General features: G+C 44.8%; 18 protein-coding genes. 12 read left to right on the forward strand and 6 right to left on the reverse strand.

Annotation, left to right across the window (positions count from 1 at the left end):
- Positions 1 to 155 precede the first annotated feature (155 nt).
- The 4 genes from Q1A86_RS09915 to Q1A86_RS09930 form a co-directional block, all read right to left on the reverse strand.
- The gene (locus Q1A86_RS09915) at positions 156 to 3230 is read right to left on the reverse strand and encodes an efflux RND transporter permease subunit (RefSeq protein WP_299806002.1); all 3075 of its coding nucleotides are present in this window, start codon (positions 3228 to 3230) and stop codon (positions 156 to 158) included.
- Positions 3227 to 6502 carry an efflux RND transporter permease subunit gene (locus tag Q1A86_RS09920; RefSeq protein ID WP_299806004.1) on the reverse strand — a complete coding sequence of 1092 codons (3276 nt, stop codon included), beginning with the start codon at positions 6500 to 6502 and terminating at the stop codon, positions 3227 to 3229. The genes Q1A86_RS09915 and Q1A86_RS09920 overlap by 4 nt, the downstream gene beginning before the upstream one ends.
- Before the next feature lie 107 nt (positions 6503 to 6609).
- Positions 6610 to 7671: an efflux RND transporter periplasmic adaptor subunit gene (locus Q1A86_RS09925; RefSeq protein WP_299806006.1), complete on the reverse strand. Its 1062-nt coding sequence runs from the start codon at positions 7669 to 7671 to the stop codon at positions 6610 to 6612.
- 569 nt (positions 7672 to 8240) lie between these two features.
- Entirely contained in the window at positions 8241 to 9530 is a 1290-nt protein-coding gene (locus tag Q1A86_RS09930) for a citrate synthase (RefSeq protein ID WP_299806008.1), read from the reverse strand.
- Positions 9531 to 9941: 411 nt separating this feature from the next.
- On the opposite strand from Q1A86_RS09930, the gene sdhC reads away from it, so the two are divergent.
- The 10 genes from sdhC to Q1A86_RS09980 all read left to right on the forward strand — a co-directional run bounded on the left by sdhC (position 9942) and on the right by Q1A86_RS09980 (position 21288).
- On the forward strand, positions 9942 to 10337 hold the full coding sequence (gene sdhC, locus Q1A86_RS09935) for a succinate dehydrogenase cytochrome b556 subunit (RefSeq protein WP_299806427.1): 396 nt from the start codon (positions 9942 to 9944) through the stop codon (positions 10335 to 10337).
- The gene (sdhD, locus tag Q1A86_RS09940) at positions 10331 to 10678 is read left to right on the forward strand and encodes a succinate dehydrogenase, hydrophobic membrane anchor protein (protein WP_220781973.1); all 348 of its coding nucleotides are present in this window, start codon (positions 10331 to 10333) and stop codon (positions 10676 to 10678) included. Before sdhC ends, sdhD begins: the two co-directional genes overlap by 7 nt.
- A complete protein-coding gene (gene sdhA / locus Q1A86_RS09945) occupies positions 10679 to 12445 on the forward strand; it encodes a succinate dehydrogenase flavoprotein subunit (protein ID WP_299806012.1) in 1767 nt (588 codons plus the stop codon).
- Between the two features lie 12 nt (positions 12446 to 12457).
- Entirely contained in the window at positions 12458 to 13165 is a 708-nt protein-coding gene (locus tag Q1A86_RS09950; RefSeq protein WP_220781975.1) for a succinate dehydrogenase iron-sulfur subunit, read from the forward strand.
- Positions 13166 to 13374: 209 nt separating this feature from the next.
- The gene (sucA, locus tag Q1A86_RS09955) at positions 13375 to 16197 is read left to right on the forward strand and encodes a 2-oxoglutarate dehydrogenase E1 component (protein WP_299806015.1); all 2823 of its coding nucleotides are present in this window, start codon (positions 13375 to 13377) and stop codon (positions 16195 to 16197) included.
- Positions 16198 to 16229: 32 nt separating this feature from the next.
- On the forward strand, positions 16230 to 17426 hold the full coding sequence (odhB, locus tag Q1A86_RS09960; protein ID WP_299806017.1) for a 2-oxoglutarate dehydrogenase complex dihydrolipoyllysine-residue succinyltransferase: 1197 nt from the start codon (positions 16230 to 16232) through the stop codon (positions 17424 to 17426).
- A gap of 78 nt (positions 17427 to 17504) precedes the next feature.
- The gene (gene sucC / locus Q1A86_RS09965; RefSeq protein ID WP_012155033.1) at positions 17505 to 18671 is read left to right on the forward strand and encodes an ADP-forming succinate--CoA ligase subunit beta; all 1167 of its coding nucleotides are present in this window, start codon (positions 17505 to 17507) and stop codon (positions 18669 to 18671) included.
- A complete protein-coding gene (sucD, locus tag Q1A86_RS09970; RefSeq protein ID WP_299806020.1) occupies positions 18671 to 19543 on the forward strand; it encodes a succinate--CoA ligase subunit alpha in 873 nt (290 codons plus the stop codon). Before sucC ends, sucD begins: the two co-directional genes overlap by 1 nt.
- Before the next feature lie 254 nt (positions 19544 to 19797).
- Positions 19798 to 20106: a hypothetical protein gene (locus tag Q1A86_RS09975; protein ID WP_012155035.1), complete on the forward strand. Its 309-nt coding sequence runs from the start codon at positions 19798 to 19800 to the stop codon at positions 20104 to 20106.
- Between the two features lie 255 nt (positions 20107 to 20361).
- The gene (locus Q1A86_RS09980) at positions 20362 to 21288 is read left to right on the forward strand and encodes an AEC family transporter (protein ID WP_299806023.1); all 927 of its coding nucleotides are present in this window, start codon (positions 20362 to 20364) and stop codon (positions 21286 to 21288) included.
- Positions 21289 to 21294: 6 nt separating this feature from the next.
- Here Q1A86_RS09980 and Q1A86_RS09985 read toward each other — a convergent pair whose 3' ends face one another.
- Positions 21295 to 22947 (reverse strand): FMN-binding glutamate synthase family protein, encoded by a 1653-nt coding sequence (locus Q1A86_RS09985; RefSeq protein ID WP_299806025.1) that lies wholly within the window; start codon positions 22945 to 22947, stop codon positions 21295 to 21297.
- A 418-nt stretch (positions 22948 to 23365) separates the two neighbouring features.
- Between Q1A86_RS09985 and Q1A86_RS09990 the strand changes: the two genes are divergently transcribed.
- The gene (locus Q1A86_RS09990) at positions 23366 to 23866 is read left to right on the forward strand and encodes a GNAT family N-acetyltransferase (RefSeq protein ID WP_299806027.1); all 501 of its coding nucleotides are present in this window, start codon (positions 23366 to 23368) and stop codon (positions 23864 to 23866) included.
- A gap of 72 nt (positions 23867 to 23938) precedes the next feature.
- Here Q1A86_RS09990 and fur read toward each other — a convergent pair whose 3' ends face one another.
- Positions 23939 to 24370: a ferric iron uptake transcriptional regulator gene (gene fur / locus Q1A86_RS09995; protein WP_220759366.1), complete on the reverse strand. Its 432-nt coding sequence runs from the start codon at positions 24368 to 24370 to the stop codon at positions 23939 to 23941.
- 268 nt (positions 24371 to 24638) lie between these two features.
- Between fur and cobB the strand changes: the two genes are divergently transcribed.
- A complete protein-coding gene (cobB, locus tag Q1A86_RS10000; RefSeq protein WP_299806033.1) occupies positions 24639 to 25364 on the forward strand; it encodes a Sir2 family NAD+-dependent deacetylase in 726 nt (241 codons plus the stop codon).
- Positions 25365 to 25432: the final 68 nt, after the last annotated feature.

A 25432-nucleotide genomic window follows, 5' to 3' on the forward strand; every position in this document is an offset into this window, starting at 1 on the left:
CAGCTCAAGTTTAAAAGTCTTAAGCTGGCTCCCATAGATCACAGCGTATTCATAACAGCCATGAGCAGCCCTTAGTAATAGCCATGAGCTGCCCCTAATGATAGTCAAGAGCTAGCCCGAGCTAACGGGCAGGAGCTCACTCGCAGCAATCACCACTAGCTCATCCAAGGTAATAGCCTCCTTGAAAACCTGTCGGCTTGTCCAAGGCGAATCGCGCTGTTGTGGCGTATTCTATAAAGGGCTTGATAACACAAGGGCACCAAATACAGGCTAGTGACGGTTGAGAAGGTGAGGCCGCCGATAATCGCAATCGCCATCGGCGAGTATGATGGACCGCCACCGCCGAGCTGCGTATCTCCCATAGCTAAGGGGACTAAGCCTAGTACTGTGGTTCCTACTGTCATAAGCACTGGGCGTAATCGAGTGAAACACACGGCACTAATGGTTTCAGATAGCTTGTCTAACTCAGGGGTTAATTGGTTGATTTGGTCCACCAAGACAATGCCGTTATTCACCACAATGCCCATCAAGATTAAGATCCCTATCATTGCCATTATCGACATCGGAGTGCCAGTAAATAGTAGTGCCCAAAACACGCCAGTAATCGAGAATAGAATCGAGGTGATAATCGCTGTGGGTAGCAGCAGTGACTCAAAAAGTGCGGCCATAACGATATAGATCATTGCAATCGCCAAAATCATATTGGTTGCCATCACGGCTTCATCTTCGTCTTGCTTTTGAAAACCGCCTCGCAATGAGTAGCCGTAACCTGCGGGGAAGTTAATATTATCCATCACTTGAGTGATCTTCTCCTGTGCTTCCTCTGTGGTTAGCTCATCTAAGTTGGCTCCAATCGATAGAGCTGTCTGTCTATCGTAATGGCGAATGGTGTCAAACCTAGGTAAAATTTCGACCTTGGCTAAACTGTCTAAGGTGTAGACTCGATTGTCGATTCGGATCACTGGCAGTTGTTTTAGTTTTTCCAGTGATAAGCGCCACTGCTGCTCAAACGCCATCTCGATCCGCAGTTCACCACTAGGATCATGACGAAATGAGCGTAGAGGTGTGCCTCTTAGCGCCATAGAGATACTAGAGGCCACTTCACTGAGTTTTAAATCCAGTCTTGCTGCCATTTGGCGGTCGATACGGATCACCACCTCTTGCTGGGCGCCATTTAACTCTGAGCGCACATCGGTGAGGCCATCGATATTACTGAGTAGCGGGATGACTTGTTCACTAAGGTGAATTAACTCTGTGGTCGAGCGACCTGTGAGGGAAACGCGAACGCCGTTGTTTTCTCCGCCCCAGCCAAATTGCGGCTTGGCGATAGCAAATTTTGGAAAACCTTCCCGTATGGTTTTCTTCAGCGCCTTCATATCGACTTCGGTGTCTTCTTTTAAGATCAGAGTCGATTGACCTCTGTCGGCCGAGAAGTAACTGTATACCGAGTCTATCTGGAACTTATCTTTATTGGCATAGAGATAAGTTTCCATCTTAGTGATCATCGCTTCAGTGACATCTAAGCTGTGACGGCCTTCCACCTGATAGTTGATGTATAGACGATTATTGCCTTCACCATCAGACTGGTCTTGTTTGACCATGCTTAATGGTAGGGCGGTGGAAGCTAAGAGGACGATAGCTAATACACCTGAAATTCGCGGGTGAGCCAAGATCCAATTTAGGCTCGTTTGGTAGCGAGTTTGTAGTGAGCTTTCTTTCGTTCGCTTACTTAACGAGAATGTCATCTTACTTAGCATTAACGGTAGCAATGTTTTTGCGACTAACAATGAAGCGCCGAGGGAGATACAGATAGCAATCGCCACATGCTCCAAGAAAATCGTTAGCTCAACTTTTACGCCAAATATGTTAGGTAAAAATACAATTGCCGTCGTCATGGTACCGGCTAGTACTGCTAATGAGACCTTATCGACCCCTCGCAGTATAGCCGTGTTGTCACTTTGGCTTACAGGCTCGAGATTGTTTAGGCCATCGACTTTAGCTTGCTTCTCTTGAAGTACGCTTTCGGTGACCACCACAGCGTTGTCGATCAGCATGCCCACAGCAAGTAATAATCCCATCATTGACAAAATATTGAGGCTATAACCTAAAAAGTACATTGCCGCTAATGTCATACAGATAGCAATCGGCACCGATGACACGATTACTAAGGTCATCTTAAGGTCGCGAAGGAACAGATATAGAACAATGAAAGAAAGCAAAGCACCTATCAGACCTGCGGCAAGTAGATCGCGCAAGGAAGAGGTCACCCCATAGGCCTGATCTTCCATGACAAACAGTTTAATACCTTCAAACTGTGAGTCCTGCTTAGCTTCTTCGATAACCTTCATCACCCGTTCGGATACATCGACCAGATTAGCACCCGACTCTTTAAACACATCTAAACCAACGGCGTAATTTTGATCTAAGTGACGACCATCTAGGCGCTCTGGCAAAGAGAAGGTGATATTGGCGATATCGCCTAAGGTGATCCCTGGCGCTAATACCAACGCAGCGATGTCATCTAAATTTCTAAACTCCCCCTTGGGCGATACTTGATAGACGCGAGAGTCGGTTTTCAACACGCCAGCGTTAATGACAAAGTTTTCTTGCTGTAAGCGGCGGTTAAGGGCTTGAACCGAAATATTGCTCGATGCCAGTTTGTCGGCATTAATACGAATTTCAATCTGCTTCTGTTCGACACCATAAAGGGTGACTTGCGATACCCCTTCTACACGTTCTAGTGGTTTTTTAAGCTGCTTATCGAGTAGATCGAAAGCACTGGATAGCTCGCGGTCGCTTGAAATTCGTAAATTAAGCACCGGCATATCGGCGGTACTGAACTGCCTGATAAACACTCGCTCCACATCTTTAGGCAATAAGTGACGCACCGCATCGACTTTCTCTCTGGCCTCTAAGCTCTTAGTGGCGACGTTCTCTCCCCACTTCATTCTTAGCTCAATTTCAGCGCCATTTTGTGAGGAGCTTGAGCGTAGCTCCTCAATGCCGCCCATGGTGGCTAACGACTCCTCCAGTACATTGGTGATGTCACGCTCCACCTCTGAAGGGGTGGAGCCTTTATAGGGCACCTCAACAATCACCTGTGGAATATCGATGCCAGGGAACATCTCTAGTGGCAATAATCGACTAGAAGCGAGCCCAAACAGGAGTATTGCCACAAAAAACATCGTGGTCGTTACAGGCCTTGCAATGGCGAAGCGGGTGATATTCATGCTTGGCCTCCTTCAAGACTCATGTCTGACTCTTTTTTATCAAACTCCTTTCTATCAAAGAGGGCATAAAGCACAGGGATCACAACTAAAGTCAGTAGCGTTGATAATGATAGACCGAAAATCACCGTAATCGCCATCGGCGCTCTCACTTCGCTACCATCACCAAGGCCTAGTGCCATAGGAGATAGGCCAAGCGCGGTAGTCATGGTGGTCATGATGATTGGACGCAGACGCGATTTAGCCGCGTTAGAGATTGCAGTAAGCTTATCTTCGCCATTTTGACGCAGTTGGTTAATTCTATCGACCAGTACGATGGCGTTGTTGACCACAATTCCCGCCAGCATGATAAGCCCGATAAATACCACCACACTTAAATGAGTATTCGTGATAAATAGACCAAAAATACTTCCGCCGACCGCCATAGGCACTGCGATAAGAATAAGCAGCGGATGCAGTAAAGACTCAAATTGGCTCGCCATCACTAGGTAAACTAAAAATACAGCGAGCACGAGAGCAATTTGTAGCGACTTAAATGAATGCTCCATCTCTTCATTTTGTCCGCCAAAGCGGGCTTGAATCGAGGTAGGCAGCGTCTGTGCTGCTAGAATGTCACGAGCAGTGAGCACTGCATCATTTAGATCGCCATAGGCTAAGTTAGCCGACACTATGGCAACACGCTGCTGGCTGATACGGTTAATCGCTGAAGGGCCAAGCTTGAGGCTGACATCAGCAACCGCGCTGAGCGAAATAGGATGACTACTGTTTGGATTGATAATCATCGAGTCGATATCACTGATCTGATTGCGTTCATCAAGTTCGCTACGCACTAAAATATCAATCTTACGGTCGCGAACCGTGTACTGACTCGCAATTGTGCCGCCAATCCTTTGGGCGATACGATTGGCAACGGTTGGGGCGTCCATGCCGAGCGCCGCTAAACGCTCATGGTCAAATCGAATGCTTAGTTCAGGCTGACCATCACGCAGGCTGGTATTGATATCGGCAAAACGGTCTGAATCCGATAGAGCATCTACCAAGTTATCGGCAGTTTGTTTAAGCTGGCCAAGATCGTAGCCAACGAGCTCAATTTCAAGTGGTGTCTTAAAACTGAAGAGTTCAGGGTGCTGCACCTTAGCTTCAAGCTCAGGAATGCGCATTGCGGTCACGCGTAGCTTATTCGCGACAGCATCAAAGGCATAGTGATCACTCAGTACGACCTGTAAGCGGCCCCAATTTTCGCCGCCTCGTGAGGTGTCAGAGGTCATTAAGCCCCCGCTACCAGCTTGGCTATAGGCATGCTTCACATCACTGCGATCTTTTATCGACAGCGCTAGAGTTCTTAGTACTCTGTCTGTTTGGGCGACTTCTGTTCCCGGTGGCAGTAAAACCTCGACATAGAACTCACCTTGATTCATTGGTGGGATCAACTCCATACCTAACTTTGGCACTAAAAGCGCAGCACTTGCCGTAACGGCCAAGGCAATCGACAACGTTAGTAGACGGAACTTTAAAGCCGCAGCCAAAAGTTGATGATAAAAGCGTTCTAACTTGTGATAGCCCCAGTTGAACACGCTGCTAATGGGTCGCATTATGAGCCCCGCCAGCCAAGATAGGCTACGACCAATAATCAACACTAAGGTTAATAGTGCACTCGGCAGGTAGTTAAAAAGCAAAACAAATGGAAAAGAGAACACGGTGGCGCTGTAGTGTTTTAGTTTTGCCATTTTCGTTTCAGGTTTAGGTTTTGCTGTCTTTTCCAGTAACGGGGGCAGTGCTTTAAAGCCTTCTCGAGAGGCAAGCATTGGGATGGTGGTAAGCGCTACTAACAGTGAAGCGAGTAGGGCAAAGGTAACGGTTAATGCTTGGTCTGCAAACAATGCTCCTGCTACGCCGTCGACAAACACTAAAGGTACAAATACTGCTAGTGTAGTGAGTGTCGAGGCAAAAATAGCACCAGCCACTTCTTTAGTACCGGTAACCGCCGCTTCTAGGCGATTCATCCCGAGTGACTTACAGCGGTCGATGTTTTCCAGAACTACGATGGCATTATCGACCAAAAGCCCCACTGCGAGAGCTATACCGCCAAGAGACATGATGTTAAGGCTGATATCGGCAAAGTACATCATGTTAAAGGTTGCGATAACCGAGAACGGGATCGAAATTGAGATGATCAAGGTTGGAATGATGTCCCTAAGGAACAGGTAGATGACTAGCATAGAGAGTAAACTACCAATTAGTGCGGCAGTGGTGACTTCGTTGACGGCACTTTCAATAAATTCAGATTGATCGTAAATGACTTTTAGTTCGGCTTTGGCATTTCGCTCGTTTAACTTGTTTAGCTCTGCCGTGACTTTGCGGGCGACAGCAACGGTATTGGCATCACCTTCTTTATATATTGCCAGTTCAATCGACTCTTTATCACCAATGCGTGTGATGTCATTACGTTCTTTATAGGCATCGACAATTTGCGCGACTTCAAATAGACGCACTAGCGTCTGCTCATCGCGGTAGATCACTATCTGACCTAATTCATCTAGGGAATTAAATTGGTTAAGGGTACGGACTAAATATTCTTTGTCACCTTGGATCACTTTACCGGCCGATAGGTTAATATTTTCTTCGGCAATACGGTTACGGATGAGGTCAGCACTTAAGTTGAGCTGGGTGAGCTTTTGCTGGTTTAGCTGAATATGGACTTCTTGCTGTAAACCACCTGATAGCCGCACTGCAGCCACACCCGTTAAGGATTCTAGTTGGCGTTTTAGCTCCTCTTCGGCATAGGTGCGCATCTGTTTAAGTTCGCTTTCGCTCATACCTTCAGAGACACTAGAGCTTGACTCTGGAACCGATAAAGCCAGACGTACTATGGGGTCGAGGTTTGGGTTGAAGCGCAGTAATAATGGCTTTTTAACATCAAGAGGCAGTTCAATCGTATCGAGTTTCTCTCGTACATCAAGGCTTGCCATATCCATATCTGTGCCCCATTCAAACTCAAGCACAACATCTGACATACCTGAGCGTGAAATTGAACTGATTTTTCTAAGGCCTTTGACAATACCTGCCGCCTCTTCAATAGGCTTTGAGACCAGTTGCTCAACTTCGACTGGCGCCGCTCCGATATATTGGGTTCGAATCGTGATACTTGGGTAGCTCAAGTCGGGTAAAAGCTTAACGGCTAAGCGGGAAAAGCCCACCATGCCAAAAAGAATCACTGCAAACATAAACATCCATACTGTTACCGGTCGATTAACCGCAGTTTTTATAATAGACATAGGGGGCTTCCCATTTTTTTAGCTGACTCGAGGTCTGAAAAAGTAATCCGTTCAATGCTTGATATAACATCGATAATTTTGACAATAGGCATGGTGAGAGCCTTAATCTATTTAGCCGACGCTAAGTCGACAGAGTTGATCACTTCAACTAGTGACTTGTCTTTCAAATTTTGTTGGCCTCGGATCACAATCTGCTCACCGGGCTCGATACCCGCAACAACTTCCACAGTATCGGCTTCACGATAGCCAAGAGAAACGGCGCGGCGATTGGCGTTTTCACCATCGATCACATAAAGAGCAAATTCGTTATCTTGGTTGATTACTGCGTTATAGGGCACAGTGATGACATTATTGTGGGTGTCGTATTTAAGCTCGACACGAGTGAACATACCGGCTTTTAGCGTGGCATTTTGGTTAGGTACCGATAATGTGACTTTAAATGTTCCGCTTTGGGAATCCACAATCGGGCTAATCCGCAGTACTGTTGCATGAGTGGTGTCTTGAGTGTGCTTGTTGGCATAAATTTCAGCATCTTGCCCTAGGCGTAAGTGTTGTAACTGCTGTTCAGGTAGGTGCACAATGCCGTAGAGCTCGTCTTGATTGACGATGTAAAACAGTTCATCAAATTCTTTAGCCATGTTGCCGGACTTTACAAAGCGGGTGGCTACGATGCCATCGATAGGTGAGCGGATCATGCTCTCTTGTACATAAAGCGCTGCAAGATCTCGCTTCGCTATTGCTGCTTGCAGGTTATATTCAAGTTTTGCCATAGAATCGGCACTGAAAAATTCTTTATTGCTGATTTTTTTAAGGCGATTTAATTCCTGCTCAATGATTTCAACTTCGGCTTGAGAGCGGTCCAAATCGAACTTCTGTCTCTTAGAATCGATTACGGCTAATAACTGGCCCTTGGTCACTCTATCGCCTTCTTCAACCCTGATCGCTTGAATGAGACCAGCAACTCGGGTGACCACTTTAGCTTCTTGTGGTGCTTCTAACGTCGCAGTTGTACTGTAGAAAGAGGAAACATCGCCTTGAATAACCGTGGCAGTTTCAACCGGAACTGCATACTTATCTTCTTCCTTGGCTTGTTCTTCTGCACCACATGCACTCAATAGGGTTACTAGTAGTAGAGGTAGAATGATTCTATTTTTATTTAACGTTTCCATGTAAGCAGACCTTAATTATCTTTTGATAGGCCTGATAAAGCAGGATATGTGCCACAACTGAAAGTTCCTTTATATCAGCTAGTTAATTGTTGCTGGACATCGTTTAGATGTTCTGTTGCATAAAATGTAGCGAGAAAGTACAAATGTTGGTTTTTTTAACAATAGTTACGATTAGTGTCTTTAACTATCAGATGGGCTTTATATGAATTATCAATTTTTAGTTTACAGACATGATTGGCTTTGGGGCGCAGTGGTAAGAAATATCGTTTGTTATGCTAATTAAGTCAGGTTAATTTCAGTGCTAAAGCGGACTTTTTGCAAATATTAGCATTTTTCATGATGAATTTTATTTGTCGAATTAACGTTAGCTAGGCAATCTTAGAAGTGTGATTCATCATAGTTAGTTGCATTTTAACAGCATGAACAGTGCGAATGCTCGGTTTGAGGCTGGGGAGTAATTAAGCTTGCCCATGTGATGAAGCAATAAAAAAGGCACTCAATGAGTGCCTTTTTATCTATTCAATACTGCCATTTAAGTGACGAGCTTAAATGGGGTAATAAATAAGCTTTTAGTCGCGCTTGTCTAACTCGATAAAGTCACGCTTAGCATCACCAGTATAGAGCTGGCGAGGACGACTGATCTTATGACCAGGCTGATCTAGCATCTCTTTCCAGTGTGCAATCCAACCCACTGTACGCGCTAATGCGAACAATACAGTGAACATACTTGTTGGAATACCAATCGCTTTCATGATGATGCCTGAGTAGAAATCAACATTTGGATAAAGCTTCTTAGAGACGAAGTACTCGTCTTCCAGTGCTATACGCTCTAGTTCCATCGCAACATCGAGTAGTGGATCGTTTACTTTTAGTTCGGCAAGCACTTCATGACATGTTTCACGCATTACCTTAGCGCGAGGGTCGAAGTTCTTGTAAACGCGGTGACCGAAGCCCATCAGACGGAATGGATCTTCTTTGTCTTTAGCGCGTGCAATAAACTCAGGAATGCGATCTACAGTGCCAATCTCTTCAAGCATATTAAGGCATGCTTCGTTAGCACCGCCGTGTGCTGGTCCCCATAGTGATGCAATACCTGCTGCAATACATGCAAATGGGTTAGCACCTGAAGAACCGGCTAAACGAACGGTAGACGTTGATGCGTTTTGCTCGTGGTCTGCGTGTAGGATGAAAATACGATCCATTGCGCGTTCTACGATAGGATTAACCTTGTATTCTTCACATGGTACAGCAAACATCATGCTTAAGAAGTTACCCGCATAGCTTAGCTCGTTACGTGGATAAACAAACGGTTGGCCGATTGAATACTTGTAACACATGGCGGCAATTGTTGGCATTTTTGACACCAAACGATAGGCTGCAATCTCGCGGTGGCGCTCGTCATTTACATCCAAAGAGTCTTGGTAAAATGCCGATAAAGCACCTGTTACGCCACACAGCATTGCCATTGGGTGAGCATCAGGTCTAAAACCTGCGAAGAAAGCAGACAACTGCTCATTCACCATAGTATGGGTTTTTACTGTGTATACGAATTCGTCGTATTGTGCTTTATTTGGAAGCTCACCATAAAGCAATAAATAACATAAATCTAAGTAACTAGATTCTACCGCCAACTGATCGATAGGGTAACCGCGGTGTAGCAGTACGCCTTTTTCGCCGTCGATATAAGTGATAGCTGATTCGCAGGAAGCGGTCGCAAGAAATCCTGGATCGAAGGTAAAGTGACCTTTGCTACCTAGCTTGCTGATGTCGATTACATCAAAACCTGCCGTACCTTCTTTGATAGGCAGTTCGATTGAATCATTCCCTGGTAGTTCTAATGTGGCTATATTATCAGCCATACCCCATTCTCCTTACTTCATTCTTATTGAGTGCGGCTTATCAAACGTGAATACTTTACAGTGAATCTAGATCACATTTCAATTTAAATAAGCGTTTAAATTTGTTAGACCATGGTCTTAAATCGGCTAAAGTACTTGTGCCAGCAATGGCTTGGCAGATTTTTTTACCAAAAAAACAAAATTTGCATAATGTGATGTTTGTATTTGACATTTCACCCACGTATACTTGCCGCAGCTCAGAAGAGCTGCATACATTGGCGAGTAGTTATCACTTTTTTGCATGCTTAATTAGTGGTTGCTAAAACTGTTAAATGTTTGTTTCAAGTTTTCTTTTGCAAAAGTTCCAAACCGTGATCTAAATCACTGATTGGAATTTAAGCAAAAGCGGTTCATATAACAAAAAATAGCTCAATTGAGCAGAGTGAGCAGAACGTGAAAAAGCAAAGACCTGTCCATTTAGATCTGCAGACCATACGCTTCCCTGCAACAGCGATCGCGTCCATTCTTCATCGTGTATCGGGTGTCATCATGCTGTTTGCCGTCGGTATCCTTATCTGGTTGCTTAATGAATCATTAGCATCAGCCGACAGTTTCGCAGGTGTCCAATCTCTCTTTGATAACTTTATCGTTAAGTTTATCGTCTGGGGAATTCTTACCGCGCTGGGTTATCACTTGATAGTGGGTATTCGCCACTTAGTGATGGACGCTGGCTACTGGGAAGAACTCTCTTCTGGCGTAACGTCGGCTAAAGTCGCTATTGCATTGTCAGTAGTGTTTTCAATCATTGCGGGGATTTGGGTATGGTAACTAACGCAGCAAGTCTGGGCCGCAGCGGTGTCCATGACTTTATTCTTATACGTGCAAGTGCAGTAGTCCTAGCCTGTTACACCATTTTCTTGGTTGGGTTTATCGCATGTAGCTCTCCACTAACTTATGACGCATGGCATGGTTTGTTTAGCGCTTTGCCGATGAAAGTCTTTACACTTCTTGCGCTTGTCGCGGTGCTAGTACACGCCTGGATTGGTATTTGGCAGGTACTAACAGATTATGTAAAGTGTGTTTCTCTACGTGGTGTACTTCAGTTTGTTTTTGTCGTAGCAGCCTTCAGTTATTTGGCAGCAGGCATTTTGATAGTGTGGGGTGTTTAAGTGGCTATTCCAGTTCGCGAATTTGACGCGGTTGTAATCGGTGCTGGTGGTGCCGGTATGCGTGCCGCTTTACAGATCTCTAAAGAAGGTAAGAGCTGTGCGCTTTTATCTAAAGTATTCCCAACTCGTTCTCACACAGTGTCTGCACAGGGTGGTATTACCGTAGCACTGGGTAATGCGCACGAAGACCATTGGGAACAACACATGTACGATACCGTAAAAGGTTCCGATTTTATCGGTGACCAAGAAGCGATTGAGTTTATGTGTAAGACTGGCCCTGAAGCCGTGATTGAACTTGAGCACATGGGCCTACCATTCTCACGTTTCGAAAATGGTAAGATTTACCAACGTCCTTTCGGTGGTCAGTCTAAAAACTTCGGCGGTGAGCAGGCTGCACGTACAGCGGCTGCTGCTGACCGTACCGGTCATGCACTACTGCATTGCCTTTATCAGCAAAACGTTAAGCATAAGACCGAAGTCTTTTCAGAGTGGTATGCACTCGACTTAGTCAAGAATGAAGACGGCGTGATTGTTGGTTGTACGGCAATCGAAATTGAAACTGGCGAAATTGTTTACTTCAAAGCCAAAGCAACGATTCTAGCAACTGGTGGTGCAGGGCGTATCTACGCTTCAACCACTAACGCTCACATTAACACCGGTGACGGTGTTGGTATGGCGATGCGTGCTGGCGTTCAGATGCAAGACATGGAAATGTGGCAGTTCCACCCGACGGGTATTGCTGGTGCAGGTGTACTTGTTACAGAAGGTTGTCGTGGCGAAGGCGGTTACTTGCTTAACAAAGATGGTGAGCGCTTTATGGAGCGTTACGCGCCAAATGCGAAAGATTTGGCATCACGTGACGTGGTAGCGCGTTCTATGATGACTGAAATTCGTGAAGGTCGTGGTCTCGACGGTCCATTAGGTCCGCACTGTCTACTTAAGCTTGATCATCTAGGTAAAGAAACCCTAGAAGCACGTCTTCCTGGTGTTTGTGAGCTTTCTCGTACATTCGCGCATATCGATCCAGCCGATGGTCCAATCCCTGTTTTACCGACTTGTCACTACATGATGGGTGGCCTTCCAGCCAAAGTCAGCGGTCAGGTTGTACGTCAAAATAGCGATGGCACTGAAGAAGATGTAACCGGTCTATTTGCCGTTGGTGAAATTGCGTGCGTATCGGTCCACGGAGCTAACCGATTGGGTGGTAACTCATTGTTAGATCTTGTAGTATTTGGTCGAGCAGCGGGGCAACACTTAGGTAAAGCATTGGACGAAACACCGATTGCGAAAGACGCGACACAAGCAGATATCGACGCCTCTCTTGCACGTTTAAATCGTTGGGAAAGCAACAAAGATGGTGAAGACCCTACGGTTATCCGTAAAGACTTACAGCTTTGTATGCAGCTTAATTTCTCAGTATTTAGAAGTGGCGATGCGATGGCTGAAGGCCTTAAAGAGCTGAAAGTGATTCGTGAACGTTTAGCCAATGCCAAGCTTTCTGATAACTCAACAGAATTTAATACTCAGCGTATTGAATGTTTAGAGTTAGATAACTTGATGGCGACAGCGATTGCAACGGCAACAGCGGCAAACTTCCGTACCGAAAGTCGCGGCGCGCATTCACGTGAAGATTACTTAGAGCGTGATGATGATAACTGGTTATGTCACAGTATTTATGACCCCGTTACCGAGCTGATGACTAAGCGTGATGTGAACATGGAGCCTAAGCTTCGCGCCGCATTCCCGCCAATCAAGCGTACCTACTAAGGAGAAGACCCGATGAAATTGGAATTTGCAGTTTATCGCTACAATCCTGATGTAGACACTAAGCCATACATGAAGGATTACAGCTTAGAAGTGGACGAAGGTACCGACATGATGGTCCTTGATGCGCTACTAAAGCTAAAAGAGTTAGACCCAACACTGGCCTTTAGACGTTCATGCCGTGAGGGTGTGTGTGGCAGTGATGGTATCAACATGAATGGTAAAAACGGTCTTGCGTGTATTACGCCCGTTTCTACCTTCAAAGGTAAAAAAATTGAAATCCGTCCACTACCGGGTATGCCTGTAGTACGTGATTTGATTGTTGATTTAACTCAGTTCTACACCCAGTACGAAAAGATTAAGCCTTTCTTGATTAACGATGAAAAAACGCCTGCGCGTGAGCATCTGCAATCACCTGAAGAGCGTGAGCATTTAGATGGACTTTATGAGTGCATCATGTGTGCATGTTGTTCTACGGCTTGTCCTTCGTTCTGGTGGAATCCAGATAAATTTATCGGTCCAAGCGGATTGCTACATGCTTATCGCTTCTTGATTGATAGCCGCGATACCGCGACAGAAGAACGTTTATCTGGTCTTGATGACGCTTACAGCGTATTTCGCTGCCATGGCATCATGAACTGCGTTGACGTTTGTCCTAAAGGGCTGAATCCGACAAAAGCAATTGGACACATTAAGTCTATGCTGCTGCAGAGAGCCGTTTAGTATGCAGAACCAAGAGCCGATATTGATATAGCTCTATAATGAGTCACTTTCCCTGTGGAGGGTGGCTCTTTTTTATGTCACGGAAGACAAATATAAATAAGATCTGGAACTATCGGGGCTACAGAGATTACAGAGAATTTGGGTCAGCTCAAACCCTTTGTATTTATGACTTTGGCTAAGCACGTGTATACAGTTTGAAAGGAATAGAAATGCACCAAGGCATCATGAAAGCCTGGCTCGAATCGTCTCATCTCAATGGTGCGAACTCGACCTATGTAGAAGAGATGTATGAAGCCTATCAAGAAGATCCGCAGTCGGTAACTGAAGACTGGCGTGTCGTGTTTGATAACCTCCCTCTAGTTAATGGCGCATCGACTGATGTACCAGAAGCTGCCCACTCTAAAGTACGTGACTATTTTCGTAGTCTTGCATTAGAAGGACGTCAGAAAGGTTCACCTAAAGTGACCGATCCTGAAGTCGATGCAAAACAAGTTAAAGTCCTACAGTTAATTAACGCTCACCGTTTCCGCGGTCATCAGAATGCCAACTTAGATCCGCTTGATATTTGGAAGCGTGACAAGGTCTCTGAGTTAGACCCAGCATTTCATGGCTTAGATAGCGACGATATGCAGCGTCAATTCAACACTGGTTCATTTGCTCATGGTGGCGAAACCATGAAGCTGGTGGACTTAGTTAAAGCACTTAAGGCTACATACTGTGGTTCTATTGGTGCAGAGTATATGCACATTACAGACACCGATGAGAAACGCTGGCTTCAGCAACGTCTTGAACCTTCTCTCGGTGCTGCAAATTACTCAAAAGCAGATAAGACTCGAATTCTAGAAGGACTTAACGCTGCAGAAGGTATGGAAAAATACCTAGGTGCTAAGTTCCCTGGCGCAAAGCGCTTCTCATTAGAAGGCGGTGATGCGCTCGTTCCTATGATGCGTGAAATCATCTATCGCGCAGGCGATGCGGGTACCAAAGAAGTGGTTATTGGTATGGCGCACCGTGGTCGTTTGAACGTACTGGTCAACATTCTTGGTAAGAAACCATCTGAATTGTTTGACGAATTCGCAGGTAAGCATAGCGATGCGTTAAATGGCTCGGGTGACGTCAAGTATCACCAAGGCTTTTCGTCAGATTTTGAAACGCCAGGTGGCAATGTTCACTTAGCGCTTGCCTTCAACCCATCTCATCTAGAAATTGTTAACCCTGTGGTTATTGGCTCTGTGCGTGCTCGACTTGACCGTCGTGGTTGCGATACGGGCCTGCAAGTGATGCCAATCACGATTCACGGTGACTCGGCGATTACTGGTCAGGGCATTGTGCAAGAAACCTTTAATATGTCACAGACCCGTGGCTTTAAGGTTGGCGGCAGCATCCGCATCGTGGTTAACAACCAAGTGGGTTTCACCACTAACTTAACTGAAGATGTGCGCTCTACCGAGTACTGTACTGATATCGCTAAGATGGTCCAGGCGCCGATATTCCACGTTAATGCAGACGACCCTGAAGCGGTCGCATTTGTGTCGCAACTTGCTGTTGATTATCGCAACGAGTTCAAACGTGATGTGGTGATTGATTTAGTTTGTTATCGCCGTCATGGCCATAACGAGGCCGATGAGCCAAGCGCGACTCAGCCATTGATGTACGCCAAAATCAAGAAGCATCCAACACCAAGAAAAATCTATGCCGACAGACTGATTGCTGAAAATGCGTTGGGTGCTGACGATGTAACCTCTATGGTGAACGACTATCGTGATGCACTCGATGGCGGCGATTGTGTCGTGAAAGAGTGGCGTCCAATGACGTTACATTCTGTAGATTGGAGCCCTTATATTGGCGCCGATTGGAATGATGCATATCAAGCCGAGATGCCAATTGAGCGGATTAAGCAGTTAGCTGAAAAAATTAGCTATGTGCCTGAAAGTCATAAGCTGCAGTCTCGCGTAGCTAAGATCTATAAAGACCGCCTAGCGATGGCTGCTGGCGAGAAGCTACTCGATTGGGGCTTTGCCGAGACCTTGGCTTATGCGTCGATTCTTGAAGACAAGAAGCGTATCCGCATAACAGGTCAAGATTCAGGTCGTGGTACTTTCTTCCATCGTCATGCTGTGCTGCATAATCAAAATGACGCAACGGCTTATATGCCACTGCGCAATATTGCTGATGAGCAAGGCCCAATCGATATTACCGACTCCGTATTGTCTGAAGCGTCAGTACTGGCATTTGAGTATGGTTATGCGACTGCTGAACCGGGCGGATTGACCCTTTGGGAAGCGCAGTTTGGTGACTTTGCTAACTGTGCCCAAGTTGTTATTGACCAGTTCTTATCGTCGGGTGAACAGAAGTGGGGCCGTTTATGTGGTCTAACTATGTTATTGCCACACGGTTATGAAGGCCAAGGCCCTGAGCACTCGAGTGCACGCCTAGAGCGATTCTTACAGCTTTGTGCTAACCACAATATGCAAGTGTGCGTGCCATCGACTCCAGCACAGGTTTACCACATGCTGCGTCGTCAGGTTGTTCGTCCTATGCGCCGCCCACTGGTGGTTATGTCACCTAAGTCTTTATTGCGTCATCCATTAGCCGTATCAAGCATGGAGGAGCTCGCTGAAGGCTCGTTCCAGAATATCATCGGCGAGATTGATGAATTAAATGCAAGTAAAGTCGATAGAGTCGTATTCTGTAGCGGAAAGGTTTACTTTGAGCTACTTGAACGTCGCCGTAAAGAAGGCTTAGAGAATGTTGCACTAATCCGTGTTGAACAACTGTACCCGTTCCCACACGAAGAAGCCGCAGCAGCCCTTGCCGAATATAGCCATGTTAAAGATTTCGTTTGGTGCCAAGAAGAGCCACAAAACCAAGGTGCTTGGTATTGTAGTCAGCACCATTTCTGGAGCGTCATTCCGTCAGGAGCTCAATTGAGCTATGCCGGTCGTGAAGCGTCAGCTGCACCAGCATGTGGTTATCCTGCATTGCATGCTCAGCAACAAGAATCATTAATCAACAGTGCATTAAAGCTGTAGTAATAGAACATTTATAAAAAGGATCGTAATCAATGAGTATCGAAATTAAGGTACCCGTACTGCCAGAATCAGTTGCAGATGCAACCATTGCTACTTGGCATGTTCAAGCTGGCGAGCAAGTTTCTCGTGATCAAATCCTTGTTGATATTGAAACTGATAAAGTCGTACTTGAAGTTGTTGCACCAGAAGATGGACAAATTTCAGAGTTTTTAGCCGAAGAAGGTGACACGGTGCTTGGCGAAGCCGTGATTGCAAGCTTTGTTGCTGGTGCGGTTGCGGGTCAAGAAGTCACTAAAGCTCAAGCGGAAGCAGTAGCGCCAGCTGGCGAAACTGCAGATGAGTCAAATGATGCACTGAGCCCATCAGTTCGTCGCCTAATTGCAGAGCATAACGTTGATGCCAATGCGGTTAAAGGCACTGGCGTTGGTGGCCGTATCACTAAAGAAGACGTTGAAGCGTTTGTTAAGAACAAGCCTGCAGCAGCGCCAGCAAGTGCTTCAGCGCCAGTAGCAGTGGCTCCACTAGCTGAGCGTAGCGAAAAGCGTGTACCTATGACACGTCTTCGTAAAACGATTGCTAACCGCTTGCTAGAAGCAAAAAACTCTACGGCCATGCTAACAACGTTTAACGAAGTTAACATGAAGCCAATCATGGATATTCGTAAGCAATATCAAGAGGTTTTCGAGAAGCGCCATGGTATTCGCCTAGGTTTCATGTCTTTCTATGTTAAGGCTGTTACTGAAGCACTTAAGCGCTTCCCAGAAGTAAACGCATCAATCGATGGTGATGATATTGTTTATCACAACTACTTTGATGTAAGCATCGCAGTATCGACTCCTCGTGGCCTTGTGACACCCGTTCTACGTGACACAGACAAGATGAGCCTTGCCGATATCGAACGTAATGTTCGTGAACTTGCGATCAAAGGTCGTGACGGTAAGTTAACTGTTGATGATATGACTGGCGGTAACTTCACCGTGACTAACGGTGGTGTGTTTGGCTCATTGATGTCAACGCCAATCTTGAATTTGCCACAAAGCGCGATTTTAGGCATGCATGCCATTAAAGATCGCCCTATGGCAGTAAATGGTCAGGTTGAAATCCTGCCTATGATGTACCTCGCACTTTCTTACGATCACCGTATTGTAGATGGACGTGAATCAGTTGGTTACTTGGTTGCTATTAAAGACTTCCTTGAAGATCCAACTCGTCTGCTTCTTGACCTATAAGTCAAGACAGACAATACCCTAGCTGCGGGCCCGTTTGGGCCTGCTGAAATACATAAGAAGTATAATGGATAGATCATCATGAATTTGCATGAATATCAGGCAAAAGCCCTATTTGCCGAATATGGTTTACCAGTGTCAGAAGGTTTTGCATGTGATACTGCCCAAGAAGCAGTTGAAGCAGCAGGCCATATTGGCGGTGATATGTGGGTTGTTAAGTGTCAAGTGCACGCTGGCGGCCGTGGTAAAGCAGGTGGCGTTAAAGTCACTGGCGACAAAGAAGAGATCAGAGCATTTGCTGAGCATTGGTTAGGTAAGAACCTTGTTACTTATCAGACTGATGAGAAAGGTCAGCCAGTTGCTAAAATTTTAGTAGAAAGCTGTACTGATATCGCAAATGAATTGTACCTAGGTGCAGTAGTCGACCGCTCAACACGTCGTGTTGTGTTCATGGCATCGACTGAAGGTGGCGTAGAAATTGAAACTGTGGCTGAAGAAACGCCAGAGTTGATCCACAAAGCTATCATCGACCCACTAACAGGTCCTCAGCCATACCAGGCACGTGATCTTGGCTTCAAGTTAGGTCTAAACCCGACTCAAATGAAGCAGTTCACTAAAGTCTTTATGGGCTTAGCGAAAATGTTTGAAGATCATGATTTCGCGCTACTTGAAATCAACCCGCTTGTTATCACAGACGAAGGTAACATCCACTGTCTAGATGGTAAGATCGGTATTGATGGTAACGCACTGTTCCGTCAGCCAAAGATCCGTGACATGCACGATCCATCACAAGATGATGCTCGCGAAGCTCATGCTGCTAAGTTCGAACTTAACTATGTTGCACTAGACGGAAACGTAGGCTGCATGGTTAACGGTGCTGGCCTTGCAATGGGTACGATGGATATCGTAAATCTACACGGTGGCAAGCCTGCTAACTTCCTAGACGTAGGTGGCGGAGCAACTAAAGAGCGTGTAGCTGAAGCATTCAAGATCATCTTGTCTGATTCAAACGTTAAAGCGGTTCTTGTGAACATCTTTGGCGGTATCGTTCGTTGTGACATGATTGCTGAAGGCATCATTGGTGCAGTTAAAGAAGTCGGTGTTGAAGTACCCGTCGTTGTTCGTCTTGAAGGTACAAACGCTGATCTTGGTCGTGAAGTTCTTGCTAACTCAGATCTTGATATTATCGCTGCTACAAGTCTAACTGACGCGGCTGAGCAAGTAGTTAAAGCTGCGGAGGGCAAATAATGTCTGTATTAATTAACAAAGATACCAAAGTTATCTGCCAAGGTTTCACTGGCGGTCAAGGTACGTTCCACTCTGAGCAAGCGATTGCTTACGGCACTAAAATGGTGGGTGGTGTTTCTCCAGGAAAAGGTGGTCAAATTCACCTAGGTCTACCAGTATTTAATACTGTTAAAGACGCTGTAGAAGTGACTGGCGCAACGGCTTCAGTTATCTATGTACCAGCACCTTTCTGTAAAGATGCAATCCTTGAAGCAATCGACGGTGGCATCGAGCTAATCGTATGTATTACAGAAGGGATCCCAACGCTAGATATGCTACAAGTTAAAGTTAAACTTGAAGAAACTGGCGTTCGCATGATTGGTCCAAACTGCCCAGGTGTTATCACTCCGGGTGAATGTAAGATTGGTATCATGCCTGGTCACATCCACAAGCCTGGTAAAGTCGGTATTGTTTCTCGCTCTGGTACATTAACGTACGAAGCGGTTAAGCAAACGACTGACGAAGGTTTTGGCCAGTCTACTTGTGTTGGTATTGGTGGTGACCCAATTCCTGGTACTAACTTCATCGACGTATTGGAAATGTTCCAAAACGATCCGCTAACTGAAGCTATCGTAATGATTGGTGAGATTGGTGGTACAGCTGAAGAAGAAGCGGCGGAATACATCAAGGCTAACGTAACTAAGCCAGTTGTTTCATACATTGCGGGTGTTACTGCACCTGAAGGCAAGCGTATGGGCCATGCAGGTGCAATTATCGCTGGTGGTAAAGGTACGGCAGAAGATAAGTTTGCAGCGCTAGAAGCTGCAGGCGTAACGACTGTACGTTCACTTGCTGAAATCGGTAAGGCACTGCGCACTAAAACAGGTTGGTAATTTCTGACTTTGTTTAAAAAGGCGCTTTTAGCGCCTTTTTTATTGACTAAATAAGTTATTTTGTACGTACTTAATACAATCTGCCTAAGTCTATTTTTGAAGTTTTGGATAACTCTTTTTAGAGTTTAATTTTACTTATATTCCATTTGCTAGAACGTTTGGCGATAAAAACGCTATATTTGGTCAAAAAAATGGCGGACCGTTAACAATCTGTTATACCTAATTTATCTATAGGGAACTTGTAGGTAACTTTTATGTCTATGGTCAGTGCAAAAGAGTTTTCTGATTGGTTAAGGCTAAGATTCGGAAGTCTTAAAGAGGGAGTTTCCCTTACACGAAGTGATATTAACCAGTTAACAGGAAGGCAAAACTTTTCTTCTGACTTTGTTAATGATATTCATTTTGAATTAATGCGCCACGGGTTAGCGTTCGTCACAGATACTTCTAGAGAGGAGTTCTATCTAGTGCCAATCAACAAGCAGTCTTGGCGAGAGCAATTAGAACAGCAATTCGAAAAAGAAATTTTCTGCAATATTATCCCGCTTAATATCTCTAGTAAGTAAGGCTTCGACAGGAGGTCTATCTGGCCGGTGCGCCTTTGTGAGCCTTTAAGCTTTCAATACAGAGTGAGTCTAGTGGAGTGCTTTTCTCCACCACGTTTTTCTCATGCTCATGTGCTTTGCCTGACGCTTGGTTGTTTTATTGGCTAAGCCGACGCACCTGTTGTTAACAAACCCTTTTCATATTCTGCTATTATGCCAGCCTTTAAATGAGTGCATTAGATTTTTAATTTGCCGAAGAGCAAGGGTTGTACCTTCATGTCGACGATTTCGATTATTTTTCCATTACTTTTTATGGCGTGCTTAGGCTATTTGTTGACGGCTAAGGGACCATTCACAAAAGATCATATTGCAGGGATTAGCCTTTTTACATTTTATATCTGTATTCCCGCCTTTTTGTTTATCAATATGTACCAAGCCGACTTGCGAACCAGTTTTGATATTGCCATTTTAAGCAGTTTCTACCTGCCAGTGATCTCGATTTTTGGCTTAAGTGCAGGGCTATATTATTGTTTAACTCTTAAGGGGGCTGATAGGAAAGCTAAAAGTGCCGTTTACGCACTAGCTTGTAGTTACTCCAATACAATATTGGTTGGCTTGCCGATTATCGTCGGCGCATTAGGACAGCAGATGATGGGCAAGGTGTTTGCTGTCATCACATTTCATAGCGCATTACTTTTTTCGTTAACTTTTATGTTGAGTGCTAAGCAGAGTCGTGATGGGCTTAGGGCTTGGAAGTTTAGTAAAGGGATCATACTTAATCCAATTGTAATGAGTATCTCTGCTGGCCTTATCTTCAATCTACTGCAGGTGTCTTTAGAGAGCAATCTACTTAATGGTTTGCGTTTACTCAGTGAGCCTGCTCTGGCTTGTGCACTGTTTGTGCTTGGCGCAAATCTCTCATTTTATAAGATTGCAAAAGATTGGCATTTAGCATTCATAGCGTCGATGATTAAGTTACTCATTTTGCCATTGTGTGTCTATGGCATTGGTCGTTTTGGTTTTTACATCAAGGGCGATTCATTGGCACTGCTGGTGTTGCTCAGTGCATCACCTCTGGGGGTAAACGCATACCTAGTTGCTATGCAGGTACAAGCGCAACAGGCTGTTGTAGCCAGTACCGTAGTTATGTCTACGGTACTATCAGTGTTTACAATGAGTTTGTGGCTTACAGTGTTAGTTTGATTAAGACTAATCTTTCTTATGTGTCCGTGAAAGCTCTGCGGGACTGAGTATGTAGATATCCTCAGAATAGAAATCTTCTGTCTGCGCTAGCTCCCACCACTTGTTCCATGGTCCCTCTATCTGATTTTCATTGATAAGGTCATTAGTTTTTAGCGGTTCAATTAGGCTACCAATAGACATCAGTAAGCCATAAGGAGTACGACGTTTCAGCATATGTGGTTGCAGTTTATCTGGGCTATCTAGCCCCATACTTCCCACTAGTTCAAAAAAGCTGTTAAGTGTATTCTTATGATAGTTCTTTACCCGTTCACTCTTTTTGGGAACATCGACCGCTTTACTTCTTGCGGGATCTTGAGTAGCGATCCCTGTTGGGCACATATTGGTGTTGCAATGCCTTGACTGGATACAGCCTAATGACATCATCATGGTTCTAGCCGCATTCACTGTATCGGCGCCCATGGCTACTTTTGCCAATAGGTCGAAACTGGATGCGGTTTTTCCCGATGCAATAATTCGAATTTTATCCCTGAGCCCCGCACCAATTAATGCGTTATGGACAAAATATACGGCCTCAAGACACATCATGCCTAAGCGGTTGGTAAACTCGACGGGAGCCGCACCTGTACCACCCTCTGCGCCGTCGACGGTAATAAAGTCTGGTGTGATCCCTGTTTCAATCATAGCTTTACACAGCCCAAGGAATTCAACTGGATTACCCACGCAAAGCTTAAAGCCAATGGGCTTACCTTCGCTGAGATCTCTTAACTTCTTAACGAAATTCAGCAAGTCTTTAGGAGTTGTACACTCTGGGTTAACCGCAGGTGAGACACAATCTCTGTCTTTTGGTATATGGCGAATGGCTGCAATTTCATCGGTTATTTTAGCTTTAGGTAGTACGCCGCCATGCCCCGGCTTGGCACCCTGAGACAACTTTATCTCAATCATCTTTATTTGAGGACGTGTTGCCATAGCGCGAAAGCTCTCGGGATTAAAGTTTCCGTCTTCATCACGACAACCAAATAGACCCGAACCTAATTGCCAAACGATATCGCCTTGGTGCTTCAGGTGATAGGGGCTAACACCACCCTCACCGGTATTGTGATAGCAACCCGCTTTCAACGCACCTAGGTTGAGGGATTCGATGGCATTTGCACTGAGGGAGCCAAAGCTCATTGCTGAAATATTCAAATAAGAGGCTTGATAAGGCTTTAAGCAATCAGGTCCGCCGATTTGTATTTTCTTGGCCGTTTCTGGGATTTCCTTAGGATGTAGAGACTGCCAGAGGCTGAGATAGTTATCTTCTAGAAGATCCCTCTGGGTTCCAAAGGCGATGGTGTCTCTTACATTTTTGGCTCTTTGATACACGAGTGATCTTTGCTCTCGATTAAACGGCGTCTCCTCAGTGTCATTGGCGATAAAATATTGCTGAATTTCGACACGGTATGACTCCAAAAAGTATCGCAGGTAGGCTACAACGGGATAAAGGCGATTAAGAGTGTGTGGGCTATGGAATATGTCGAAATAGCCAATGGCGGTGTAGAAAAGGGTAAACATTAGTACTAAGCTAGGGAACAGCCCAGTATTGTTGAGCATATAATTGATGGCGATTAGGTTTCCTAAGGTTGCAATAACCCAGTAGACCTTCTGCATAATAGTCATAAAGCATTCCTTTGTTGCTGACTTCACTGCGGTATCATACCAATCAGTATAAGAAGTTGATCTACTCAGAGCGTTTTTGGCAAACTAATTCAAGGCAAATAGCTAAAAGAATGGTTATTCCCTTGTGAAGCTATTTAACGCAGAAGTAGGCAGCTAAAAACGCTCCAGAATGGCGAGTTTTAGCGGTTCTGATGCTATGTTAACGAGCTTAACCGTAGAATAACTATGCTCTTCACTCGTTGCCTTGCCTCATAACCGCTAAACTCTCGCTGAGCGACCAAATCTTTATACTGATTGGTATCAACTCATTGAACGCTATCGGCGACGTTTAAGCAAACATGTTTTAATACTTTCTAAACTAAACAAAATACGCGTATATTAGTGGAGTGATTAGGAAGGGGAATAAAAGGAGTTAATTGTGATTATAACTGAGACAGACAGGTTGATCTTGCGTCATTTCGAGCCTAAAGATACCAGAGCTATCTTTTTGTTGAACAGTATTCCTGAAGTCCTCACTTTTATTCCTGGCGAGCCAATGACGTCAATATCTCAGGCTGAGCAGATTTTTGAAAATGTAATCACTAAAAGTTATCAAGAACGCGGCTATGGTCGCTGGGCTGTAGAGCATAAAGCCGACGGTAAAGTGATCGGTTTTTGTGGACCGACATTTATCACCGAGTTTAATGAAGTTGAATTAGGCTACCGTTATTTACCTCAATATTGGGGACAAGGTATAGGTTTTGAAGCCGGATTGGCTGCACTAGAGCGGTTTAAGGACTACGATATTCATGAAGCTATCGCGTTAATTTTGCTTGGTAATAAAGGCTCGGAAGGTGTTGCGCGTAAAATCGGTATGAAGGAACGAAACCGAGCTAAATTTATGGGTCACAAAGTGAATGTATTTCATAAGGTGCTCTAGCGAGATGAACCCTAAGAATAGATACAAAAAAACCAGCCTTAGCTGGTTTTTTTGTATCTGACACTGCTGCAGTTAAGCTACGCCGTGGTCACACTCATCGTTAGTGCAAACGCCATAGAGGTATAAACTGTGGTTTGTTAGTTTGATATTGTGCTTCATCGCGATTTCATCTTGACGGCGTTCAATCATTTCATCTGAGAATTCGATGACTTTGCCACATGACAAACAAACTAAATGATCATGGTGATGCTGTGTTGCAAGTTCGAATACGGCTTTACCGCTTTCGAAGTGGTGACGAGTCACAATGCCTGCATCATCGAATTGGTTTAGAACGCGATATACAGTAGCAAGACCAATCTCTTCCCCCAAGTCGAGTAATTTCTTATAGAGGTCCTCAGCACTGATGTGTTGATTTTCCGGCGCTTGCATCAATTCTAAAATTTTGACTCGTGGTAAGGTCACTTTCAAACCCGCTTTCTTTAGCGCTTGATTTCCATCTGTCATTATTGGTCTCTTGATTGCAGAACGATTAGCTATAAGTTAATCAGTTCATTTGTGGGTATTGAATCCATTATATGTGTACGAGTTGAAAACTTAAACCTTTGATCTTGCAATAAAGCATCTTAAGTAAATAAAAGCCATTAACTAGATATAAAACAAGCAATTTAAGCATACATTTTGTATTGTTATTGCCCATTTATACTAACGCCTAATGTCATGTGCGCCTATAAGTAGGCAAAATAATTATAAAGACAAACAAAAAGGACAGTAGATGTACCAGCAGATTGTTATTTTGACCGGGGCAGGGATCTCTGCAGAATCTGGGTTACGTACCTTTAGAGATCAAGACGGCCTGTGGGAGGAACATAAAATTGAAGAGGTGGCGACTCCAGAAGGGTATGCCAATAACCCTTTATTGGTTGAGCGCTTCTATAACGACCGTTGGCAGCAGTTTCATAATGGTTCGATTGAACCTAATGCAGGTCATATAGCACTGGCTAAACTCGAACAAGAGTTTGATGGGAAGCTCTTGGTTGTCACTCAAAATATTGACGACTTACATGAAAGAGCAGGCTCAAGACGCCTGTTGCACATGCATGGTGAGTTATCGAAAGGTCGTTGTCCACGTTCACAGCAAACATTTCTTCTAAGAGAAGCTTTTGGCCCAGAGCATACCTGTACTTGTTGTATCCCAGCCCAAAGGTTAAGGCCTCATGTTGTGTGGTTTGGTGAAATGCCTTTCGGGTTAGATAGAATTCAACACGCACTCGATACTTGTGACCTTTTTATAGCTATTGGCACATCGGGAACTGTCTATCCTGCTGCAGGCTTCGTCGATACGGCTAACCATCACGGGGCTCAAACTGTAGAGGTTAATTTAATGCCAGCAGATAGGCATAGTCAGTTTCAATATCATTTAGAAGGGAAGGCAAGTGCAATCGTTCCACAATTAGTTGATGATATTCTCAACGGTAAAATTGTCAGTAACATAGGGTAATGGCTTGGGGTTATTGGTAAGCAACAAAACACAAGCTTACAGGTAATGAAGCGGTCGTAGAGGGCTAA

The organism is uncultured Shewanella sp., from assembly GCF_947497935.1.
Lineage (GTDB): Bacteria > Pseudomonadota > Gammaproteobacteria > Enterobacterales > Shewanellaceae > Shewanella.

What these genes read in the sequence shown, in the direction of transcription:
- Q1A86_RS09915 (WP_299806002.1), bottom strand. Translation starts at nt 3,230, where the DNA reads ATGAATATCACCCGCTTCGCCATTGCAAGGCCTGTAACGACCACGATG.
- Q1A86_RS09920 (WP_299806004.1), bottom strand. Translation starts at nt 6,502, where the DNA reads ATGTCTATTATAAAAACTGCGGTTAATCGACCGGTAACAGTATGGATG.
- Q1A86_RS09925 (WP_299806006.1), bottom strand. Translation starts at nt 7,671, where the DNA reads ATGGAAACGTTAAATAAAAATAGAATCATTCTACCTCTACTACTAGTA.
- Q1A86_RS09930 (WP_299806008.1), bottom strand. Translation starts at nt 9,530, where the DNA reads ATGGCTGATAATATAGCCACATTAGAACTACCAGGGAATGATTCAATC.
- sdhD (WP_220781973.1), top strand. Translation starts at nt 10,331, where the DNA reads ATGGTAACTAACGCAGCAAGTCTGGGCCGCAGCGGTGTCCATGACTTT.
- Q1A86_RS09950 (WP_220781975.1), top strand. Translation starts at nt 12,458, where the DNA reads ATGAAATTGGAATTTGCAGTTTATCGCTACAATCCTGATGTAGACACT.
- sucA (WP_299806015.1), top strand. Translation starts at nt 13,375, where the DNA reads ATGCACCAAGGCATCATGAAAGCCTGGCTCGAATCGTCTCATCTCAAT.
- odhB (WP_299806017.1), top strand. Translation starts at nt 16,230, where the DNA reads ATGAGTATCGAAATTAAGGTACCCGTACTGCCAGAATCAGTTGCAGAT.
- sucC (WP_012155033.1), top strand. Translation starts at nt 17,505, where the DNA reads ATGAATTTGCATGAATATCAGGCAAAAGCCCTATTTGCCGAATATGGT.
- sucD (WP_299806020.1), top strand. Translation starts at nt 18,671, where the DNA reads ATGTCTGTATTAATTAACAAAGATACCAAAGTTATCTGCCAAGGTTTC.
- Q1A86_RS09975 (WP_012155035.1), top strand. Translation starts at nt 19,798, where the DNA reads ATGTCTATGGTCAGTGCAAAAGAGTTTTCTGATTGGTTAAGGCTAAGA.
- Q1A86_RS09980 (WP_299806023.1), top strand. Translation starts at nt 20,362, where the DNA reads ATGTCGACGATTTCGATTATTTTTCCATTACTTTTTATGGCGTGCTTA.
- Q1A86_RS09985 (WP_299806025.1), bottom strand. Translation starts at nt 22,947, where the DNA reads ATGACTATTATGCAGAAGGTCTACTGGGTTATTGCAACCTTAGGAAAC.
- fur (WP_220759366.1), bottom strand. Translation starts at nt 24,370, where the DNA reads ATGACAGATGGAAATCAAGCGCTAAAGAAAGCGGGTTTGAAAGTGACC.
- cobB (WP_299806033.1), top strand. Translation starts at nt 24,639, where the DNA reads ATGTACCAGCAGATTGTTATTTTGACCGGGGCAGGGATCTCTGCAGAA.